This is a genomic window from Noviherbaspirillum album, from assembly GCF_035916955.1.
Lineage (GTDB): Bacteria > Pseudomonadota > Gammaproteobacteria > Burkholderiales > Burkholderiaceae_D > Noviherbaspirillum > Noviherbaspirillum album.
In genome coordinates this window covers 76,353-94,726 of sequence record NZ_JAWIIV010000006.1, presented here as the reverse complement: position 1 = coordinate 94,726, position 18,374 = coordinate 76,353, and the positions used below count along the sequence as shown (strand labels likewise).

The 18,374-nt window shown below is 62.3% G+C and carries 19 protein-coding genes; 13 read left to right on the top strand and 6 right to left on the bottom strand.

All coding sequences use genetic code 11. The features are described from left to right. The first annotated feature begins 56 nt into the window (after positions 1-56). From hemN to RY831_RS09320, 11 genes are all read left to right on the top strand, one after another. Positions 57-1,487: an oxygen-independent coproporphyrinogen III oxidase gene (hemN, locus tag RY831_RS09370; RefSeq protein ID WP_326506072.1), complete on the top strand. Its 1,431-nt coding sequence runs from the start codon at positions 57-59 to the stop codon at positions 1,485-1,487. Between the two features lie 68 nt (positions 1,488-1,555). Then, positions 1,556-2,362 (top strand): sulfite exporter TauE/SafE family protein, encoded by an 807-nt coding sequence (locus tag RY831_RS09365; protein WP_326506071.1) that lies wholly within the window; start codon positions 1,556-1,558, stop codon positions 2,360-2,362. Next, a complete protein-coding gene (locus RY831_RS09360) occupies positions 2,359-4,914 on the top strand; it encodes a heavy metal translocating P-type ATPase (protein WP_326506070.1) in 2,556 nt (851 codons plus the stop codon). Before RY831_RS09365 ends, RY831_RS09360 begins: the two co-directional genes overlap by 4 nt. Positions 4,915-4,931: 17 nt before the next feature. Then, a complete protein-coding gene (gene ccoS / locus RY831_RS09355) occupies positions 4,932-5,153 on the top strand; it encodes a cbb3-type cytochrome oxidase assembly protein CcoS (RefSeq protein WP_326506069.1) in 222 nt (73 codons plus the stop codon). 212 nt (positions 5,154-5,365) lie between these two features. Then, on the top strand, positions 5,366-6,793 hold the full coding sequence (gene ccoN, locus RY831_RS09350) for a cytochrome-c oxidase, cbb3-type subunit I (protein ID WP_326506068.1): 1,428 nt from the start codon (positions 5,366-5,368) through the stop codon (positions 6,791-6,793). Between the two features lie 54 nt (positions 6,794-6,847). Continuing rightward, positions 6,848-7,465 carry a cytochrome-c oxidase, cbb3-type subunit II gene (gene ccoO, locus RY831_RS09345; protein ID WP_326506067.1) on the top strand — a complete coding sequence of 206 codons (618 nt, stop codon included), beginning with the start codon at positions 6,848-6,850 and terminating at the stop codon, positions 7,463-7,465. Between the two features lie 2 nt (positions 7,466-7,467). Next, entirely contained in the window at positions 7,468-7,650 is a 183-nt protein-coding gene (locus tag RY831_RS09340; protein ID WP_326506066.1) for a cbb3-type cytochrome oxidase subunit 3, read from the top strand. Beyond that, positions 7,643-8,575, top strand: a complete 933-nt coding sequence (ccoP, locus tag RY831_RS09335; RefSeq protein WP_326506065.1) for a cytochrome-c oxidase, cbb3-type subunit III — start codon at positions 7,643-7,645, stop codon at positions 8,573-8,575. Before RY831_RS09340 ends, ccoP begins: the two co-directional genes overlap by 8 nt. A gap of 97 nt (positions 8,576-8,672) precedes the next feature. Next, positions 8,673-10,067, top strand: coding sequence for a cytochrome c oxidase accessory protein CcoG (gene ccoG, locus RY831_RS09330; protein WP_326506064.1), 1,395 nt, complete (start codon positions 8,673-8,675; stop codon positions 10,065-10,067). Positions 10,068-10,113: 46 nt separating this feature from the next. After that, a complete protein-coding gene (locus tag RY831_RS09325; RefSeq protein ID WP_326506063.1) occupies positions 10,114-10,650 on the top strand; it encodes a FixH family protein in 537 nt (178 codons plus the stop codon). A 244-nt stretch (positions 10,651-10,894) separates the two neighbouring features. Continuing rightward, complete coding sequence (locus RY831_RS09320; protein ID WP_326506062.1) at positions 10,895-11,140, top strand: hypothetical protein; 246 nt, start codon at positions 10,895-10,897, stop codon at positions 11,138-11,140. A 27-nt stretch (positions 11,141-11,167) separates the two neighbouring features. Here the strand turns inward: RY831_RS09320 and fnr are convergent, their stop codons facing one another. After that, the gene (gene fnr, locus RY831_RS09315) at positions 11,168-11,929 is read right to left on the bottom strand and encodes a fumarate/nitrate reduction transcriptional regulator Fnr (RefSeq protein ID WP_326506061.1); all 762 of its coding nucleotides are present in this window, start codon (positions 11,927-11,929) and stop codon (positions 11,168-11,170) included. Positions 11,930-12,389: 460 nt separating this feature from the next. On the opposite strand from fnr, the gene RY831_RS09310 reads away from it, so the two are divergent. Next, entirely contained in the window at positions 12,390-12,767 is a 378-nt protein-coding gene (locus tag RY831_RS09310; RefSeq protein WP_326506060.1) for a hypothetical protein, read from the top strand. A gap of 125 nt (positions 12,768-12,892) precedes the next feature. Here the strand turns inward: RY831_RS09310 and RY831_RS09305 are convergent, their stop codons facing one another. From RY831_RS09305 to RY831_RS09285, 5 genes are all read right to left on the bottom strand, one after another. Then, positions 12,893-13,369, bottom strand: coding sequence for a hypothetical protein (locus RY831_RS09305; RefSeq protein WP_326506059.1), 477 nt, complete (start codon positions 13,367-13,369; stop codon positions 12,893-12,895). Between the two features lie 38 nt (positions 13,370-13,407). Next, positions 13,408-14,415, bottom strand: coding sequence for an alpha-ketoacid dehydrogenase subunit beta (locus RY831_RS09300; protein ID WP_326506058.1), 1,008 nt, complete (start codon positions 14,413-14,415; stop codon positions 13,408-13,410). Positions 14,416-14,425: 10 nt separating this feature from the next. Continuing rightward, positions 14,426-15,403, bottom strand: a complete 978-nt coding sequence (locus RY831_RS09295) for a thiamine pyrophosphate-dependent dehydrogenase E1 component subunit alpha (protein ID WP_326506057.1) — start codon at positions 15,401-15,403, stop codon at positions 14,426-14,428. Between the two features lie 144 nt (positions 15,404-15,547). Further along, the gene (locus tag RY831_RS09290; protein ID WP_326506056.1) at positions 15,548-16,888 is read right to left on the bottom strand and encodes a GAF domain-containing protein; all 1,341 of its coding nucleotides are present in this window, start codon (positions 16,886-16,888) and stop codon (positions 15,548-15,550) included. Continuing rightward, complete coding sequence (locus RY831_RS09285; protein ID WP_326506055.1) at positions 16,885-17,379, bottom strand: hypothetical protein; 495 nt, start codon at positions 17,377-17,379, stop codon at positions 16,885-16,887. The genes RY831_RS09290 and RY831_RS09285 overlap by 4 nt, the downstream gene beginning before the upstream one ends. 145 nt (positions 17,380-17,524) lie before the next feature. On the opposite strand from RY831_RS09285, the gene RY831_RS09280 reads away from it, so the two are divergent. Continuing rightward, entirely contained in the window at positions 17,525-18,247 is a 723-nt protein-coding gene (locus RY831_RS09280) for a pseudouridine synthase (protein WP_326506054.1), read from the top strand. Positions 18,248-18,374: the final 127 nt, after the last annotated feature.

Sequence of the window (18,374 nt, the reverse complement as noted above, 5' to 3'; positions counted from 1 at the left end):
CTGCGAGCCATTCCAATGCGTGCAATCGTTGGCGCGCACGACAGCAGGAGTCCGACATGGCAGTTCCCGCAGCAGCAAGTTCCCACGTTCCCACGGTCCAGTTCGACGCGGCGCTGATCCGCAAGCTGAGCAAGCAAGGGCCGCGCTATACCTCCTATCCGACGGCCGACCGTTTCGCCGAAAACTTCGGAATGGGCGATTATCTGCAGGCGGTCAACCAGGTGCGCGCGCTCGGCGCCCGCAATCCCTTGTCGCTCTATGTGCATATCCCGTTCTGCGACAAGCTTTGCTACTACTGCGCCTGCAACAAGGTCATCACCAAGAACCGCAGCAAGGCCGAGGTTTATCTCACCTACCTGAAGCGGGAAATCGACATGCAGGGAAAGCTGATGGGCGACATGAACATCGTCACCCAGCTGCATTTCGGCGGCGGCACGCCGACCTACCTGTCGGATGAGCAGATGGGCGACCTGCTGGCGCACCTGCGCAGCCGTTTCCGGTTTGCCAATGACGACGACGGCGAGTTCTCCATCGAGATCGATCCGCGCACGGTATCTCCCGAGCGCGTACATACCCTGCGCAACCAGGGTTTCAACCGCATCAGCTTCGGCGTGCAGGATTTCGACGCCGACGTGCAGAAGGCAGTCAACCGCATCCAGCCGGAGGAAGTCACGCTGGCCGTGATGGACGCGGCGCGCGCAGCGGGCTTCCGTTCCATCAGCATCGACCTGATCTACGGCTTGCCCAGGCAGACCGTGATGACCATGGAGCAGACGCTTGCCAAAGTGATTGCAGCCAATCCCGACCGCATCTCGGTGTACAACTATGCCCACATGCCCGTGCTGTTCAAACCGCAGCGCCGCATCAGCGAAGACGAGCTGCCGAATGCCGAAACCAAGCTGGACATGCTGTCGCTGTGCATCCGCCGGCTGACAGCGGCGGGCTATGTTTATATCGGCATGGATCATTTCGCCAAGCCGGATGACGATCTTGCGGTCGCCCAGCGTCAGGGCCGGCTGCACCGGAACTTTCAGGGGTATTCCACGCATGCCGACGCCGAGATGGTCTCCGTCGGCGTCTCGGCCATCAGCGCGGTGGGCTCTACCTACAGCCAGAATGAAAAGACTCTCGACGCCTATTACGAGCGCATCGAGCAGGGTGAACTGCCTATTGCACGCGGCACCAAGCTTAATGTCGACGACCTGCTGCGCAGGGTCATCATTCAGATGCTGATGTGCAATTTCGAGTTGTCGATCCGCTCGCTCGAGCTTGCGTATCCGATCAGCTTCGCCGTCTACTTTGTGAAGGAACTGGAGCAGTTGCGCGCGATGGAAGCCGACGGCCTGCTGAGCATCGATAACGACTGGCTTACGGTAAGCCCGAAGGGGCGGCTGCTGATCCGCAATATCTGCATGGTGTTCGACGCCCATTTGAACAAGAAGCAGGAAGTGAAGCCGGAGCGCCTGCGTTATTCAAAGACCATCTGATGCATCCAGAGTGGAATGCAGCGAATCAGCGAATCAGCGAATCAGCGAATCAATGAATCAGTGAAACAGTGAACGAACTTTCAATCCTTTCCTTCTTTATCGTCGGCCTGTTGGGCAGCGTCCACTGCATAGGCATGTGCGGTGGCGTCGTCAGCGCCTTTTCCGCAGGTTCCGCGCGCAGGGTGATTCCGATCGCAAGCGGCATCACGCAGGGCGCGGTGCTTGCCCGTCCCGCCATGCTCGACGAAGGCCTGCGCGTACTGGCTTACAATGCCGGCCGCCTGGCGTCATATGCAGCGGCGGGGGCCATCGCCGGCGGCATTGCGCAGGGCGCGCGCGCGCTTGCCTTCATGTCATCTTTACAGATTATCCTCTACTGGCTGGCCAACCTGATGCTGGTCGCGCTCGGCCTGTACCTGATGGGAGCCTGGCGCGGCCTCGCGCATTTGGAGTCGGCCGGGCAATTGGTATGGCGCAGGGTACAGCCGCTCACCAGAAGGCTGCTGCCCATCGATACTGCCGGAAAAGCTTTCGCGCTCGGTGGACTATGGGGCTGGGTACCGTGCGGCATGGTGTACAGCGTGCTGCTCAGTGCCATGCTGAGCGGATCGGCCGGCAATGGCGCGGCGATCATGCTCGCGTTCGGCGCGGGAACGCTGCCGATGCTGCTCGGCCTGGGAATGGCCGGGGCGCGTCTTCAGTACCTGGCCCGCTCGTCCAGGGTTCGCACGGCGGTCGGCCTGCTGGTGCTCGCCTTCGGTCTGCTCGGAATGGCCCGCGCCGCCGGCGGCATGATGCCTGAGTGGCTGGCCGCCGTCTGCATCGAACCCGCTCCCGGCGCGTTTCATGGCGTGCTTCCCGGAGCGTGGAAATGACAGCCGCCCGGCATGCATTCACCGAGGCTTTAGCCTGCTTTCACTGCGGTCAGGACATCGGAGCCGGCGCGCACTGGTCGGTACGCATTGCAGACGTCGACCGCGCAATGTGCTGTCCCGGCTGCGAAGCCGTCGCGCGCACCATCGTCGACAGTGGCTTGTCGGATTACTATCTGAACCGCGAAGGATACTCGCCGAACGCGGCCGATGCTTCGCTGGTGCCGGAAGAACTGCGCCTCTACGACGCGCCGGAGATGGCTGGACAATTCGCGGCAGGAGACGGCAGCGATGGAGCGGCGGCATGCGAAGCCGTATTCTCGGTCGAGGGCATACGCTGCGCCGCCTGCGTCTGGCTGATCGAACGCCGGCTTGCGCGCCTGCCGGGCGTGACGGCATTCAGTTTGAACGTGGCTACCGCGAAACTGCATGTGCGCTGGAATCCCGAGACATGCAAGCCGAGCGACATCCTGCTCGCGGTGCGGGAGGTCGGCTACCTGGCCTATCCCTTCGATGCCAGCCGCCATGAACAGCAGATGCAGCGCGCCGGCAAGACCCTGTTCCGGCAATTGTTCATTGCCGGCCTGTCGATGATGCAGGTCATGATGTATGCGGTGCCGGTCTATCTCGCCACCGACGGCACCCTCGATGCCGATATGGAAGCGCTGATGCGCTGGGCCAGCCTGCTGCTGACCATTCCGGCGGTCTGCTATTCCGCGCTTCCGTTCTTCCAGGGCGCCTGGAGCAATCTGAAGAGCCGCATGCTGGGAATGGATGTGCCGGTGGCGCTTGGCATCGCCGCGGCTTTCGCCGGCAGCGTGGCAGCGACGCTGGATGGCGGCGGCGACGTGTATTTCGATTCGGTGACGATGTTCATCTTCCTGCTCCTGTGCAGCCGCTACCTGGAATTCATTGCCCGGCGCAAGGCGGCGTCCGGACTGGAAAGACTGCAGGCGGCATTGCCGGCGTCGGCCGCGCGGATGTCGTCCTACCCGCAGGACCGGACAGTGGAGGTGGTGCCTGCGGCACGCCTGGCGGAAGGCGAGTTCGTGCTGGTCAAGCCGGGCGAAGCCTTTCCAGCGGATGCGGTTCTTGTCGAAGGTGCAACCTCGATCGACCTCTCGCTGCTCAGCGGCGAAAGCCAGCCGCTTCCCAGGCAGGCCGGAGACGAACTGCCCGGCGGTGCCGTCAATGCCAGCCAGCCGGTGGTGGTGAAGATCGCACGGGCCGCGCGCGAAAGCACGCTATCGCGCCTGGTCAAGCTGGTGGACAGGGCAGGGCAGGCGAAGCCGCAGCTGTCGCTGTGGGCAGACAAGGTGGCGGCATGGTTCGTCGCGGCGCTGCTGCTGCTGGCCGTGGTCGTTTTCATCGCCTGGCAGGTCGTTGACCCGGCTCGATCCTGGCCGATTGCCATCGCTGTGCTGGTGGTCTCGTGCCCATGCGCATTGTCGCTGGCGACGCCGAGCGCGCTTGCCGCGGCCACCGATAGACTCGTTGCGCAAGGCGTGCTGATTCTGCAGCCGCATGTGCTGGAAACCCTGCATCGAACCACGCATGTGGTATTCGACAAGACCGGCACGCTGACCAAAGGCAAGCCGGTGCTGACAGGAACACGGTTGCTGGGCGAGCGGGGTGCCGCGCAGTGCCTGCAGTTGGCGGCCGCACTCGAATCCGGCAGTGCCCATCCGCTGGCCCAGGCGATCGCCGAAGCAGCGAAAGAAGGCGCGGGCACGCCGGCGTACACCGCGACGTCAGTGTGCGATGTTGCCGGCAAGGGGATCGAAGCCAGCGTGGACGGGGTGCGATATCGCCTCGGCACAATCGCCTTTGTCGAAGAATTGGTCGGTCAGGCACAGACATCCATGGCAGCGGCGCCCGCTCCCCAGGCGACGCCGGTCTACCTGGGCGCATCCGGCAAATGGCTGGCGCGGTTCGATCTCACCGACGCATTACGCGAAGACGCGGCGCAGGTGGTGCGGCAGTTCCAGGCGCAGGGCAAGCAGGTGATCCTGCTCAGCGGGGACCGGCAGGACGCCGCCGAGGCGGTCGCCGGAAAACTCGGCATCGATCAGGCGCTCGGCGAACAGTTGCCGGAACATAAATTGGCCTTTGTGCAGGCTTTGCAGAAACAGGGCGCGGTGGTTGCGATGGTGGGCGATGGCATCAACGATGCGGCGGTCCTGCGCGCGGCGGATGTGTCCTTCGCCATGGGCGGCGGCGCGGCGCTGGCGCAGACGCATGCGGACGCGGTGCTGCTGTCTGCCCAGCTCGGCGCCGTGGGAGATGCCATGCGCGCGGCCTCGCAAACGATGTCGGTGGTCCGCCAGAACCTGGCGTGGGCCAGCCTCTACAACGCGCTGGCCATCCCGGCGGCGGCCGTCGGGATGCTCAACCCTTGGCTGTCGGGCATCGGCATGTCGCTCAGTTCGGCGGCGGTGATTATCAATGCATTGCGCCTGCGGCGTGTTCCGCGCCGGCGCATTGCGCGTGAAGCCAAGACCGTGGCCGCGGCAGGCGCCGCATGGCTGGCCGATCCCTTGCGCACCATGCAATAGATGGAAGGAGAAACATCATGGAAGCCCTATACCTGCTCGTTCCCATGAGCGTCGCGGTGGTGTTCTTCACCATATGGCTGTTCTTCAATGCATCCGACGGCGGCCAGTTCGATGACCTGGTTGGCCCCGGCATGCGCATCCTGCAGGACGATGACCGCATCGACGCCGACGACACCCCCGGCCGGCCGGAGAAGGCAGCGCCCGCGGCTGAACATGTCGGTGTCGCATTGCCCAAATAATAAGCAGAATCATCCCCCGCAGCAGCCTCCGCATTCCTCCAGAATTATCGTTTTCGCCTTTATCTGAAGGGCGAAAACGACTTCAACGCTGTATCCGCGCAACGCCTTCCAACTATTTTCAGCCATCCGGACCAATTTGACTCAGGTCAAGGTTTTTGGGGGTTCGAACCCGTACTCTGCGTCCATCGTGTAAGCAACTCTGGAGATCGTACGTGGACACATCACAAAACTACAACTACAAGGTCGTGAAGCAATTCGCGATCGCGACCGTAGTGTGGGGAGTGGTCGGCATGCTGGTCGGCGTTTTCATCGCCGCGCAGCTCGCCTGGCCCGCTCTCAATTTCGACACCGCATGGCTGAGCTACGGCCGCCTGCGTCCGCTGCATACCAATGCAGTCATCTTCGCCTTCGGCGGCTGCGCGCTGTTCGCCACGTCCTACTACGTCGTGCAGCGCACGTCGCAAGTCCGCCTGTTCTCCGACGCGCTGGCCGCCTTTACCTTCTGGGGCTGGCAGGCCGTCATCGTCGCCGCCGCCATCTCGCTGCCGCTGGGTTATACCTCCGGCAAGGAGTACGCCGAACTCGAATGGCCGATCGACATCCTGATCACGCTGGTCTGGGTTTCATATGCGGTGGTGTTTTTCGGTACGCTGGTCAAGCGCAAGGTGCCGCACATCTACGTCGCCAACTGGTTCTTCGGCGCCTTCATCCTGGCCGTCGCGCTGCTGCACCTGGTCAACAGCGCCGCGATGCCGGTGACCATGACCAAGTCCTACTCCGCCTATGCCGGCGTGCAGGATGCGATGATCCAGTGGTGGTACGGCCACAATGCGGTGGGCTTCTTCCTGACCGCCGGCTTCCTGGGCATGATGTACTACTTCATTCCGAAGCAGGCCGACAAGCCGGTGTATTCGTATCGCCTGTCGATCGTGCACTTCTGGGCGCTGATCTTCACCTACATGTGGGCCGGCCCGCACCATCTGCACTACACCGCGCTGCCCGACTGGACACAGTCGCTGGGCATGGTGTTCTCGCTGATCCTGCTGGCTCCGAGCTGGGGCGGCATGATCAACGGCGTGATGACGCTGTCCGGCGCATGGGACAAGCTGCGCTCCGACCCCATCCTGAAGTTCCTGATCGTGTCGCTGTCGTTCTACGGCATGTCGACCTTCGAAGGCCCGATGATGTCCATCAAGACCGTCAACGCGCTGTCGCACTACACCGACTGGACCGTCGGACACGTGCACGCCGGCGCCCTCGGCTGGGTTGGCTTCATTACCATGGGTTCGATCTACTACCTGCTGCCGCGCCTGTCGGGCAAGACCGAGATGTGGAGCATCAAGCTGATCGACGCGCATTTCTGGGTCGCCACCATCGGCATCGTGCTGTACATCGCCGCGATGTGGATCGCCGGCGTGATGCAAGGCCTGATGTGGCGCGCGGTCAATGACGACGGCACGCTGACCTACACCTTCGCGGAATCGGTCAAGGCAACCTATCCCTACTACGTGATTCGCTTCGGCGGCGGCCTGCTGTATCTCGCCGGAATGATCATGATGGCCTACAACACCTACATGACCGTACGCGAGAGCAAGGAAGTGACAGCGCGCATTCCGTCCATCGCAGCGGCCCATGCTTGAACCCGGCCTGAACACCGCCTTGAACAGGTGAAGTAACAACAGGAGCAGCAACAAATGAAAAAGTTTTCTCATGAATGGATTGAAAAGAACCCCTGGCTGCTGATCGCGCTGGTGGTTCTGGTGGTGAGCGTCGGCGGTCTGGTCGAGATCGTTCCGCTGTTCTTCCAGAAATCCACCACCGAACCGATCGCCGGACTCAAGCCGTATTCGGCGCTGCGCCTGGCCGGCCGCGACGTGTACGTGCGCGAAGGCTGCTACAACTGCCATTCGCAGATGATCCGTCCTTTCCGCGCCGAGACCGAGCGCTACGGCCATTACTCGGTCGCCTCCGAATTCGTCTACGACCACCCGTTCCAGTGGGGTTCCAAGCGCACCGGCCCCGACCTGGCCCGCGTAGGCGGCCGCTACAGCGATGAATGGCACCGCGTGCACCTGATGAATCCGCGCGACGTGGTGCCGGAATCGAACATGCCTTCCTACCCGTGGCTGGCCACAACCAAGCTGGATCCGCAGTCGGTGGCGCCGAAGATGGCGGCGCTTCGCAAGCTGGGCCATCCGTACAGCGACGAGGAAATCGCCAATGCGGCCAAGGAAGTGGAAGGCAAGACCGAACAGGATGCGCTGGTTGCCTATCTGCAGGGCCTCGGCATCCAGATCAAGGCAAAGAGGTAATCATGAATTTCGAACAACTTGTTTTCGATGCACGTACGCTGATTACGGTGCTCAGCTTCCTGAGCTTCATCGGCATCATCTGGTGGACTTACGGCGCGCATCGCGGCGCCGACTTTGACGCGGCGGCAGACCTGCCGTTTGCGGACGATAACGACATGGCCGCATCGGAGAAGCAACATGGCTGACTTTACTAGCGAATTCTGGAGCATCTATATCACGGTGCTCACCGTCCTCGGCATTGCCGGCTGCGCCATTCTGCTGTGGTCGCAGGCCAAGGTGAAGATCGTCGTCCGCGAGGGCGAGGAAGCCGAGACCACCGGCCACAGCTGGGACGACGGTCTGACCGAGTTGAACAACCCCATGCCGCGCTGGTGGATGTGGATGTTCTACCTGACTATCGTGTTCGGCGTGGCGTATCTCGTTCTCTATCCCGGCCTCGGCTCCTTCAAGGGCAAGCTGGGCTGGGAATCGGCCGGCGCCTACCAGGCCGAACTGCAGAAGGCGGATGCCGACTACGGCCCCATCTTCGCCAAGTACCAGCAGCAGGACCTGAAGACCGTCGCCGCCGATCCGCAGGCGCATGCCATCGGCGAACGCCTCTTCCTGACCTACTGCGCGCAGTGCCACGGTTCGGATGCCCGCGGCAGCAAGGGTTTCCCCAACCTGGCCGACAAGGACTGGCTGTACGGCGGCGAGCCGGACGTGATCAAGGCCACGATCATGCAAGGCCGCAACGGCGTCATGCCGCCGATGGGCGCCGCGCTCGGCTCGGACAAGGATGTGGAAAACGTCGCGCATTATGTCCTCAGCCTGTCGGGTGCGACTTCCGATCCGATCAAGGTGGCCTTCGGCAAGGACAAGTTCGCCGCCTGCGCAGCCTGCCATACCTCGGCCGGCACCGGCAATCCGGCGCTCGGCGCGCCCAACCTGGCCGACAAGGTCTGGCTGTACGGCGGCAGCGCTGAAACGGTCATGGAAACCATTCGCAAGGGCCGTGCCAACAGCATGCCGGCGTTCAATGACTTCCTCGGCGAGGGCAAGGTCCATCTGCTCGCAGCCTACGTATGGAGTCTGTCGAACGAAACCGCGATCGTCACCGCGAAGAAATGAAGCCGGGACCGGAGCGCAGGCTCCGGCCTAACCGGGAGTTTTCAAGTTGTTGAAATGCTGAGTCGTTGAATCGTTGAAAAGTCAAAGAGTTGAAACCATGGGCGAACCTGCAGTGAAGGTTTCGGTAATCAGGATGTACGAAGCCCGCCAGGAGATCTATCCTCGCGAAATCAAGGGCACGTATGCCAACTTGCGCTGGCTGTGCGTTTTCCTGACCCAGCTGGTGTTCTACGGCTTGCCCTGGATGTCATGGAATGGCAGGCAGGCGGTGCTGTTCGATCTGGCCGCCCGCAAGTTTTACCTGTTCGGCATCGTGCTGTGGCCGCAGGACTTCATCTACCTCGCGCTGCTGCTGATCGTCTGCGCCTACTCGCTATTCCTGTTCACGGCGGTCGCCGGACGGGTGTGGTGCGGCTACTCCTGCCCGCAGACGGTCTACACCGAGATCTTCATGTGGATAGAGCGCAAGATCGAAGGCAGCCGCAGTGCGCGCATGCGCCTCGACAAGCAGCCCTGGAGCGCTGAAAAAGTCGCGCGCAAATCGGCCAAGCACCTTGCCTGGGGGTTGGTTGCGCTGTGGACCGGCTTCACCTTCGTCAGCTATTTCACCCCGGCGCACACCTTGGGCAGCGAAGTCCTGACGATGACGCTGGGCCCCTGGGAAAGCTTCTGGATCCTGTTCTACGGTTTCGCCACCTATGGCAACGCCGGCTGGATGCGCGAACAGGTCTGCAAGTACATGTGCCCGTATGCTCGCTTCCAGAGCTCGATGTTCGATCGCGACACGCTGATCGTCACCTATGACCAGAAGCGCGGCGAACCGCGCGGCGCGCGCGGGCGGCATGTGAACAAGGCGGCGCTCGGCGACTGCATCGACTGCTCGATGTGCGTGCAGGTTTGTCCGACCGGCATCGATATCCGCAATGGCCTGCAGTCGGATTGCATCGGCTGCGCCGCCTGCGTCGACGCCTGCAACATGGTGATGGACAAAACCGGCGCGCCGCGCGGACTGATCCGCTATGCGACCGAGAACGCGATGGAGAAGGGCCTGGGCAGCGCGGACATCCGCAAGCGAGTCCTGCGCCCGCGCGTGCTGATCTACAGTGCGATCCTGATGCTGATCGTCGGGATGTCGTTCGCATCGCTGATCGGGCGCGACCTGGTCAAGCTGGACGTGATTCGCGACCGCGGCTCGATGGGCCGCGAAGTGGAGGACGGCATGATCGAAAACGTCTACCGCCTGCAGATCATGAATACCGACGAACGGCCGCACCGTTACCGGATTTCGGTCAAGGGCATCGACAGCATCGCGCTGGCGACGGAAGACGAAGTCTTGCTCGAGCCTACCGCTTCCCGCGCCGTGCCGGTCCGGGTGCGCATCGCCCACGGCAAGGGTGAAAAGGGATCGAACAAGATCTGGTTCGAACTGAAGGCGGAAGACGATGAACGGCTGCGGGTCGAGGAACAAGCGGTTTTCATCGTGCCCCGTTAAATACGAACCGGCCAACGCAATCAACGAATCAATGAAGGAGTGCATCATGCAATCGACAAATTCTCGCCGCGCCGCATCCAAGGTGTCCTCGGCACCTTGGTACGCCCATCGCTGGCCGTGGCTGCTGATGCTCGGCCCGATCATCGTGGTGATCGCCGGCATCCATACCACCTGGATTGCATTCACCCGGCAGGATGCGCTGGTGGTGGACGACTATTACAAGCAAGGCAAGGCCATCAACCAGGACTTGAGCCGGGACCGGGTCGCCGCCAGCATGAAGCTGCGGGCCTCGATCCGCTATGACGCTTCCTCGGGCCGGCTGCTCGGAAACGTGCGCAGCCTCGGCCAGCCCGTCGGAAGCTCGCTGACCATCAAGCTGGTGCATTCGACCCAGCCCCAGAAAGACGTTGTGCTGCAGGTGCAGCCGGATGCGGAAGGCAGCTTCGCCGTTGCGCTGCCGATGCTTGACCGCGCACGCTGGCAGGTATCGATGGAAGGTGCGGGCCGCAACTGGCGACTGCACGACGTCTGGGACTGGCCGGTGCAGCGCTCGGTCGAGCTGAGCGCCGACCGGACGGATTGATCATTCGGAAGTAGCGGGGCGAAATCTGGCGCCACCTCGCATAGCTGGCATAGCTGGCGGTGCCGGGAGGGGCAAGGAGTGCTGGAAGGCAGGCATGGGGCCATTCCCGATTTTGCGAGCGGTTTTCACGTGAATTCCCGTATTCGGGAATTCACGTATCACGCAAGGCTGCCAGAGCGAATCCGCTTTAATGGAAAACAATGCCTGTCCGTCGTTCATGGACAGGCAAGATGAGGAGGTGACAATGGCAAGACTGATCATGGCAGTCCTGTGGCCGTCGTTTCTGGTCGCTATTGTGGCCGAAGGTTTTTTCTTTTCACTATTCGACCCCCGCGACATCGCGATCGGCGGCGCGCATGTCGAATTGAATCCGCTCGGCGTCTACAGCCTGGGATTCTTCTGTTTCTGGGGATTCTGCAGCCTGGCAAGCATGCTGACTTGCTATCTGCTCAACGTGCCCGACGATAAAGGGCGGCGCGTTCCGCTGTAACCGTCCGGAAGGAGCCGGCGGCGCGTTTCAGGCGCAGGTCTGGGTGCCTGCGGCGACCGCCTTGAGCGTTACCGGTTCGAGCAATTCGAGGTCGCGGTTGCTGACCTTGATCCAGCCGCGCTTCTTGAATTTCGAGAGCAGGCGGCTGATGCTTTCAATCGTCAGCCCCAGGTAGTTGCCAATTTCCTCACGCGTCATGCGCAGCTGGAAGCTGGTCGAGGAGTAGCCCCGGATCGAATAGCGAGACGACAGGTTGGTCAGGAAAGCGGCGAAGCGCTGTTCGGCGCGCATGTTGCCAAGCAGGAGCATGACACTTTGCTCGCGCGTGATTTCCTGGCTCATCATCCGGTGGAAGTGGTGCAGCAGCTGCGGCATTTCCCCGAACAGGCCTTCCAGCCGCGAAAACGGGATTTCGCAAACCTCGCTGTCTTCCAGCGCGATCGCGTCGCAGTGATGACGTTCCGTGCTGATCGCATCCATGCCGAGCAGTTCGCCAGCCATCTGGAAGCCGGTCACCTGCTGGTCGCCGCTTGGGTTGACCTGGTGCGTCTTGAAGTGACCGAGACGGATCGCATACAGATTGGTGAACGGATCGCCGACGCGGTACAGGTGGCTGTCACGGGCGATCTTGCGGCGGCGGCCTATGATCTGGTCGAGACGGTCCATATCCTTTTCCTCGAGGCCCATCGGCAGGCAGATCTGATGCATGCTGCAAGCGGAGCAGCGTGCGCTGATTTCACGCGAACGGGATGTGGCGGGCTGGCGGACGAGGGCTTGTGCTTGTGTCATGACGGCGTTTCCTTGGAGTCTGGCAGCGGCATCGGATTTTCATCGCGGCTGCCGGTCGGTTTTGCAGTCATGTAGCAAGGGGTGTGCCAACGCTCGCGTCAACTGAAAAATATTAAAGCATTCCTCGCGCCGCAGGAGGGTTTGCCAGCGTTTGCCGGCGTTTGCCTATCCTTGGCGCTTCCGGCAGTCGCCTGGCCAACTCCTCATGTATTCCCGGTTGCGGGAATGATCTGTGCGAGCCCGGATGCTTCTTTCGCTGCTCCGTAAAATAAATCCGAACTGGAACGATCGGCAAAACACTTACTAGTGTGGCGCGCATGAACACCTTGTTATTCGCAGACGGGATGCTGGCTCCGGATCGGGTTCCAAATCCTGGATGAACCGAACTGACAAGGTGGTTCGGCATAACACCTATTAGCAGCAGACGTTGATCAATCCGAATTAATCAAGGAGAAAAGAAATGGCTTTACCAGTGCTCGGACTCGCAGGGATTACACGCGCGGGATTGGCCGCCGCTCCACAGGCAAGCGCCTTCGTGAAAAAGAATGGCGGAGAAATTGCGGACCTTACGGCCAACTTCTTCAAGAAAGATCACAACAAGGACAACCTCACCGGGAAAAACGGGGATAAGGGTTTGGTCAATGGTTTCAAAGACCTGATGAAGGACTTGGGACAGGGTAAGACGGATGCGCTTCTTAATATTCTGAAAAACGGCATGGGAATGGAGGACGAGGCGTTCAGCGCCTTTTCCAAACTATTCAAACAGGGCAATTTTTCAGGTATTCCCGCCAACGAGCTGTTCTCGGCGGGCAATTTCCTTTACAACATGGTTTCGTAGGCCCGCTCGCCGGCCTGTCGTTACAGGCCGTTTTTCGGGTCTTGGTTGCAGGCCATTGGCAGTCATGTGCGCGCATGACTTTCCGCGAAGAGTAGCCAATGCCGAACGCCAGGCGTGTCAGCTGATCAGCGAGCCTTCAGATTGAGGAAAAGGTTCGCTGCGAAAACCAGGATGCCGAGCGCAGCCACGATCTCCGATGCGGCCAGCACCGGCACCAGGGCCGCCGTCCCGGTGACGACCATGCCTAGGGCAACCGCCATGACAGGCAGCGAGAGATTGGCGAGCCAGAAATGCAGTCGCGCCAGCTTGCTCTGGCCTGCGGCCGGGAACACGCTGTAGATCAGCCCGGCCAGGGCCATGGTCGCCCAGCCGAGCAGGTTGACGTGCGCATGGACGGGCCGCATCGTGAAGTCGCGGCTGGCGCCCATCATGATGCCCATGCCGACGCCGATGATCAGGTATACGACAGCCAGCTTGAGCCAGATGATGCCGACCGCCGAGAAGGGCGGCGCGCTGGCGCGATCGCCGCCGTTACCATCGTCGCCGCGCCTGGCGGAATCGATGCGGTCATTGGAGACAGTAAGGGACGCTGTGGTGTTCATGATGTTTCCTTCCGGGGTATTGGGAATGGTGGAGATATTCAGACTGTGAGTGCTGCCGAATCGGTCAGATGCAGGGGGCCGAGGCGGTCGCGCCCGGCCAGCCTGCGCGCGGCATCCGCAATGGCTCCCGGCTGCGGCAGGAAAGCCTGTTCCAGCGGATAGCTCGACGCTGCCGGAGCATCCGGACCGGTCAGGCGCACGATCGGCGCCTTGAGCGCATCGAAGGCCTGTTCCGAGACGATGGCGCTGATTTCGGCGCCGACGCCGCACATGCGGCTGGCTTCATGCACGACCAGCAGGCGGCCCGTCCTGCGCACCGAACGCAGGATGGCTTCCTCGTCCAGCGGCTTGAGGCTGCGCAGGTCGATCACTTCCGCCGAGATGCCCTCTGCCGCCAGTGCCTCTGCTGCCTGGAGGCAGCTGCCGACCATCTTGGCATAGGACACGATGGTGACATCGCTGCCTACGCGCGCGACGGCGGCCTTGCCCAGGGGGATGACATGCTCGTTCTCCGGCACATCGCCCGGCACGTAGCCGAGCGCGAGGTCGATGAAGAACAATACCGGATTGTCGTCACGGATCGCCGCCTTGAGCAGTCCCTTGAAATCGGCGGCATTGGACGGCATCACCACTTTCAGGCCCGGGCTGTGAACGAACCAGGCTTCGAGGTTGTGGTTATGCTGCGCGCCGACGGTCCAGCCGGCGCCGGTCATGGCCATCACCACCATCGGGAATTCGAACTGGCCGCCGGAGAGGTAGCGCAGCTTGCCGGCGCTGTTGACGATTTCATCCATCGCAAAGCAGAGGAAGGGCGCGAACAGCAGGTCGACCACGGGGCGCAGGCCGGTGGCGGCCGCGCCTGCCGCGGTGCCGGCAATAATGCCTTCGGCCAGCGGCGTATTGCGCACCCGTTTTGCACCGAATTCATTCACCAGCTCAGGCCGCTTGGTGGCGACGCCTTCGCCGAACATCAGCACGCGCGGATCGCGCCGCATTTCCTCGGCCAGCGCCTGGCCGATCGCTTCATTGACGGTCATCTTGTTCATGCTGGACTCCTCAGGCGTAGACATCGGTGGCGAGTTCGGAGATGGCGGGGAAGGGCGACTCCGCGGCGAAGCGCGCGGCCTGCTCGATCCGCTCGCGCACGCGCTCCTCGATCACCGCGATATCGGCGGTGCTCAGCTCGCCGCGCGCGGCCAGGCGCTGCCGCATCAGCGCGACCGGGTCCTTCGCGCGCCAGCGCGCGAGTTCATCCTGGTCGACATAGGCCTGGTCGTCCGGTTCGAAGTGGCCGCGCAGGCGATAGGTATAGGTTTCCAGCAGATAAGGCCGGCCGGTTTCGCGGATGCAAGCAACCGCTTCGACGGCCGCCGCGTGCACGGCTTCGACATCGTTGCCGTCAACGGTGCGGCTTTGCATGTCGTAGCTTTTCGCCCAGTCGCTCACATGGTCGCCGCTCATGGTTTCCTTGCGGTGCACATAGGCTTGCCACTGGTTGTTTTCGCAGACGTAGAGGATGGGCAGCTTCCACACCGATGCCAGGTTGAGCGATTCATGGAAGATGCCTTCGCAGGCGGCGCCGTCGCCGAAGAAGCAGGCAACGATGCCGGGTTCGTCCAGCATGGTTTTCGAGAGCGCGACGCCGGTGGCCAGCGAGAGTTCGCCGCCGACGATGGTGGATGTCAGCAGCACGCCGAGTTCCTTCGCCGAGATATGCAGGGAGCCGCTCTTGCCCTTGCAGTAGCCGGTGCTGCGGCCCATGACTTCGGCCAGCAGGCGGCCGGCGTCCGCGCCGCGGGCGAGCAGATGGCCGGCGCTGCGGTGGTTGGTCAGGATGCAGTCGTCGCCGTCAAGCGCGGCGACCACGCCGACCGCGGAAGCTTCCTGGCCGACGGAGGTGCAGGTGCCGGCGGCGGCGCCCGATGCCTGAATCTCTGCGGTCTTTTCTTCATAGGCGCGGATCAGCATCATGCATTCGAGCATGGATGCCGGGCTGCGACCGCCTGTGCTGCTGCTGGCTGAAATCTGAGTCATGTTCGTCCTTCCCGGGTTGATCGGAATGGGGACGAAGTCTACTGCAGCACGACGGGTGGAAACCGCCGTCCGCATGGGCTTAAGGTTTTTTTAAGATTGTTTGAATGAAGTTTTAAGAATCGGCTGGCGGAAGAGTAAGGAAGTCTATTCCTGCAGCAATGAAATCGGGCGATCCACGCGCAGCCGGAAGCGCCCGCGCCCGGTCTTTTCGATGCGCATGGCTGCATTGCGTTCGACCAGGCGCTTGCCCAGCAGCAGCAGGCGGGCTTCAAGATTGTCGCTGACATCCGGCAGCCGAATCCGCGAATCAAGCCGCAGTTCGCGGTTGCTGAATTCGGTGCGACCCTTCTCCGCATAATCGCGCAACAGGTTCCAGAAAATGGAGCCTGCCACGCCCTTGATCAGATAATCGTCGCCCAGGAACACCGAATCGTTGCCGGCGAAATGCCGTACCGGAAGCGGCGTGCCTTGCGGGCCCGGCGGTGCGGCGGCGGCGGGTGCCGCAGTTTCGTCGCCGCATTCCGCGGCGCTCTGCAGATGCAGGATGGACATGCCCAACTGCCGTGCCAGGCTGACCAGCGCATCCTCGTCGTCATAGGTAAAGCGCAAGTCTTGCGGACTCTCCACGTAGACCACGCCAAGCGTGCGCTGCCCGGCGACAATCGGCACGGCCAGCTGGCTGCGCGGCGATTTCAGGCCGGGCAGCGGTATTTCGGTTTCCAGCGCCGCCGCCATCCCGCTGTCTTCCGCGCACTCCCGGATCGCGCGGCTGTAGGCGTATTCGGAAGTCATGTGGCTGATGCGGATCGGCACGCCCTCGCGCGCGGCGACGCCGATCACGCCTTGCCCCATCGGTATTTCCGAGCCGATTCCCGAAATCTCGTAACCGTGGCTGGCCACCGTATAAAGCCGCTCGCCGGCCTGGTCGAGCATGAGGATCATCGTATGGCCGATGCCGAACTGATCCTGCAGGCAGGCCAGCGTCGCGGACAGAAGCCTGTCCAGGTCGACACAGGCCGACAGGCGTTCGCTGGCATTGCGCAGGGCGGACAGCAGGTTGCGCTGCGGCGGCGGCATGGGCATGGATTCGCCGGGCACTTGCTGGATGTCGTCGACGCGGAAGACGTCCGCGCCGAGCAGGCGGAACACGCCGCTCATGCCGGTCTGCGAAGCGATGCCGGCCAGCTTGGCCTTCATGCTTTCGAACAAAGGACCGGATGTCTCGGTGCGCAGGTATTCGATAGACAGCCGGTATTGCATCGCGGTCGCGGGATGGGTCACCACCAGCGTGGCGCGCGGATTGACCATGATGTTGCGGCGCGTCTTGTTAAAGAACTGGTAGGACATGGCGACATGCCGGCTGTCGACGAATTGCACCTGCGACAGGTAGGCGACGTTGGGCATGCCATCGGCCGAGGCGGTGGCCATGGTGCCGGGAATGACGCCTTCCAGGCAGCCCCGTATGGCATCGAGCTGAATGTTCATGCCTGCGCCCTCAGCGGCTCGCCAGCGTTCGGTCCCGGCGTTTGGGAATAGGCTTCGACGGGTGTGAAGGTGACGGTGACCAGGTCCGCCGGCGGCGCGGAAAGCAGGGTGCGTATCAGTATTTCGTCGAAACCCATCGGTTCGAGTTCGCGTGCGAAGCTGGCGCGGTAGCGTTCCACGCGTTCCATGTCGCCGGCTTCCAGGCAGCCCACGACCGCATCCTTGCCCTTGAGCTGCACGGTCTTGTGCGTCGACGGCCGGCTGAAGACGGCGGTGATTGCGCCGTTTTCCCGGATGCAGCGCAGCACCGGCGCGGCTTGGGTGGCGGAAACGAACATCGTGACCCGCCTGCGGTCGGCGGAAATGCGGCACCCGGTGGCCCGGGACAGGGTAGGCATGTGCCGATTGTCGCAGGCGCCGACGCAGAGCGAGATGCCGCTCTGCAGGAAGTCGGCGTGCTGGAGGTCGATCAGTGGGGCGCTGGCTGGCATGATCCGGTTCCGCTTGGAATGCTGAGAATGGAAAAGCGAACTCATTATTTGCTTGAGATGATACCCATGGCCTGTCTTCAAGTCATCTGGAGCTTGCGGCCCGCGCCCGGGTTCAGGCCAAGCCGGGTTCTGGTACAGTGCCGCCATGAGCAAACAAAGCCTTGACCGCATCCTGCAATCGCAGGGATTCGGCACCCGCAAATGGTGCCGCGAACTGATTTCCGACGGCGAAGTGACCGTCAACGGCGAAAAAGTGACCGATTATCGCGCCTCCTTCGATACCGAAGGCCTGTCGTTCACCATCTTCGACGAGACCTGGGAATACCGGCAGAACGTCTATCTCGCCCTGAACAAGCCGCCGGGCTATGAATGTTCCCGCAAGCCGAGCCACCATCCCGGCGTGCTGACCTTATTGCCGGAGCAATTCACCTGGCGCGAGGTGCAGCCGGTCGGCCGCCTCGATCACGACACCACCGGCCTGCTGCTGATGTCCGACGACGGCGCCTTCATTCATGCCCAATCGTCGCCGAAGCGCCACGTGCCAAAACTGTATGTGGCCGATACCGATGCGCCGGTTACGGACGAGCTTGTCGAAAAACTGTTGTCAGGAGTGCAACTGCACGACGAGCCGGCCCCGCTTGCGGCCCAGTTCTGCCGACGGCTGGACGAACGCAGGCTGGAAATCGTTCTGGAGCAGGGCAAGTACCACCAGGTCAAGCGCATGCTGGCCGCAGCCGGCAACCATTGCCAGGCCTTGCGGCGTACGAAGATCGGCCAGCTGGAGCTGGACAGCCTCGATTTGGAAGAGGGGGAATGGTGTTACCTCGACGCTCAACAGCTTGCCCTGCTTTCCTCCGCCGCCGGCTGAGTCGGCGCCGGAACGACGCGCCTGGCGATATGGCGAGAACAAAGCGGGAATGGATGCGGTATTTCTGATGCTTCCGCGAGGCATTTCCGCATAAACTAGAGGCCATTGCGTTTCCGGAAGCGTCGGT

Bases quoted from the DNA above. Each gene is read 5' to 3' on its own strand.
- hemN (WP_326506072.1), top strand. From the start codon at position 57: ATGGCAGTTCCCGCAGCAGCAAGTTCCCACGTTCCCACGGTCCAGTTC.
- RY831_RS09360 (WP_326506070.1), top strand. From the start codon at position 2,359: ATGACAGCCGCCCGGCATGCATTCACCGAGGCTTTAGCCTGCTTTCAC.
- ccoS (WP_326506069.1), top strand. From the start codon at position 4,932: ATGGAAGCCCTATACCTGCTCGTTCCCATGAGCGTCGCGGTGGTGTTC.
- ccoO (WP_326506067.1), top strand. From the start codon at position 6,848: ATGAAAAAGTTTTCTCATGAATGGATTGAAAAGAACCCCTGGCTGCTG.
- RY831_RS09340 (WP_326506066.1), top strand. From the start codon at position 7,468: ATGAATTTCGAACAACTTGTTTTCGATGCACGTACGCTGATTACGGTG.
- ccoP (WP_326506065.1), top strand. From the start codon at position 7,643: ATGGCTGACTTTACTAGCGAATTCTGGAGCATCTATATCACGGTGCTC.
- ccoG (WP_326506064.1), top strand. From the start codon at position 8,673: ATGGGCGAACCTGCAGTGAAGGTTTCGGTAATCAGGATGTACGAAGCC.
- RY831_RS09325 (WP_326506063.1), top strand. From the start codon at position 10,114: ATGCAATCGACAAATTCTCGCCGCGCCGCATCCAAGGTGTCCTCGGCA.
- RY831_RS09320 (WP_326506062.1), top strand. From the start codon at position 10,895: ATGGCAAGACTGATCATGGCAGTCCTGTGGCCGTCGTTTCTGGTCGCT.
- fnr (WP_326506061.1), bottom strand. From the start codon at position 11,929: ATGACACAAGCACAAGCCCTCGTCCGCCAGCCCGCCACATCCCGTTCG.
- RY831_RS09310 (WP_326506060.1), top strand. From the start codon at position 12,390: ATGGCTTTACCAGTGCTCGGACTCGCAGGGATTACACGCGCGGGATTG.
- RY831_RS09305 (WP_326506059.1), bottom strand. From the start codon at position 13,369: ATGAACACCACAGCGTCCCTTACTGTCTCCAATGACCGCATCGATTCC.
- RY831_RS09300 (WP_326506058.1), bottom strand. From the start codon at position 14,415: ATGAACAAGATGACCGTCAATGAAGCGATCGGCCAGGCGCTGGCCGAG.
- RY831_RS09295 (WP_326506057.1), bottom strand. From the start codon at position 15,403: ATGACTCAGATTTCAGCCAGCAGCAGCACAGGCGGTCGCAGCCCGGCA.
- RY831_RS09290 (WP_326506056.1), bottom strand. From the start codon at position 16,888: ATGAACATTCAGCTCGATGCCATACGGGGCTGCCTGGAAGGCGTCATT.
- RY831_RS09285 (WP_326506055.1), bottom strand. From the start codon at position 17,379: ATGCCAGCCAGCGCCCCACTGATCGACCTCCAGCACGCCGACTTCCTG.
- RY831_RS09280 (WP_326506054.1), top strand. From the start codon at position 17,525: ATGAGCAAACAAAGCCTTGACCGCATCCTGCAATCGCAGGGATTCGGC.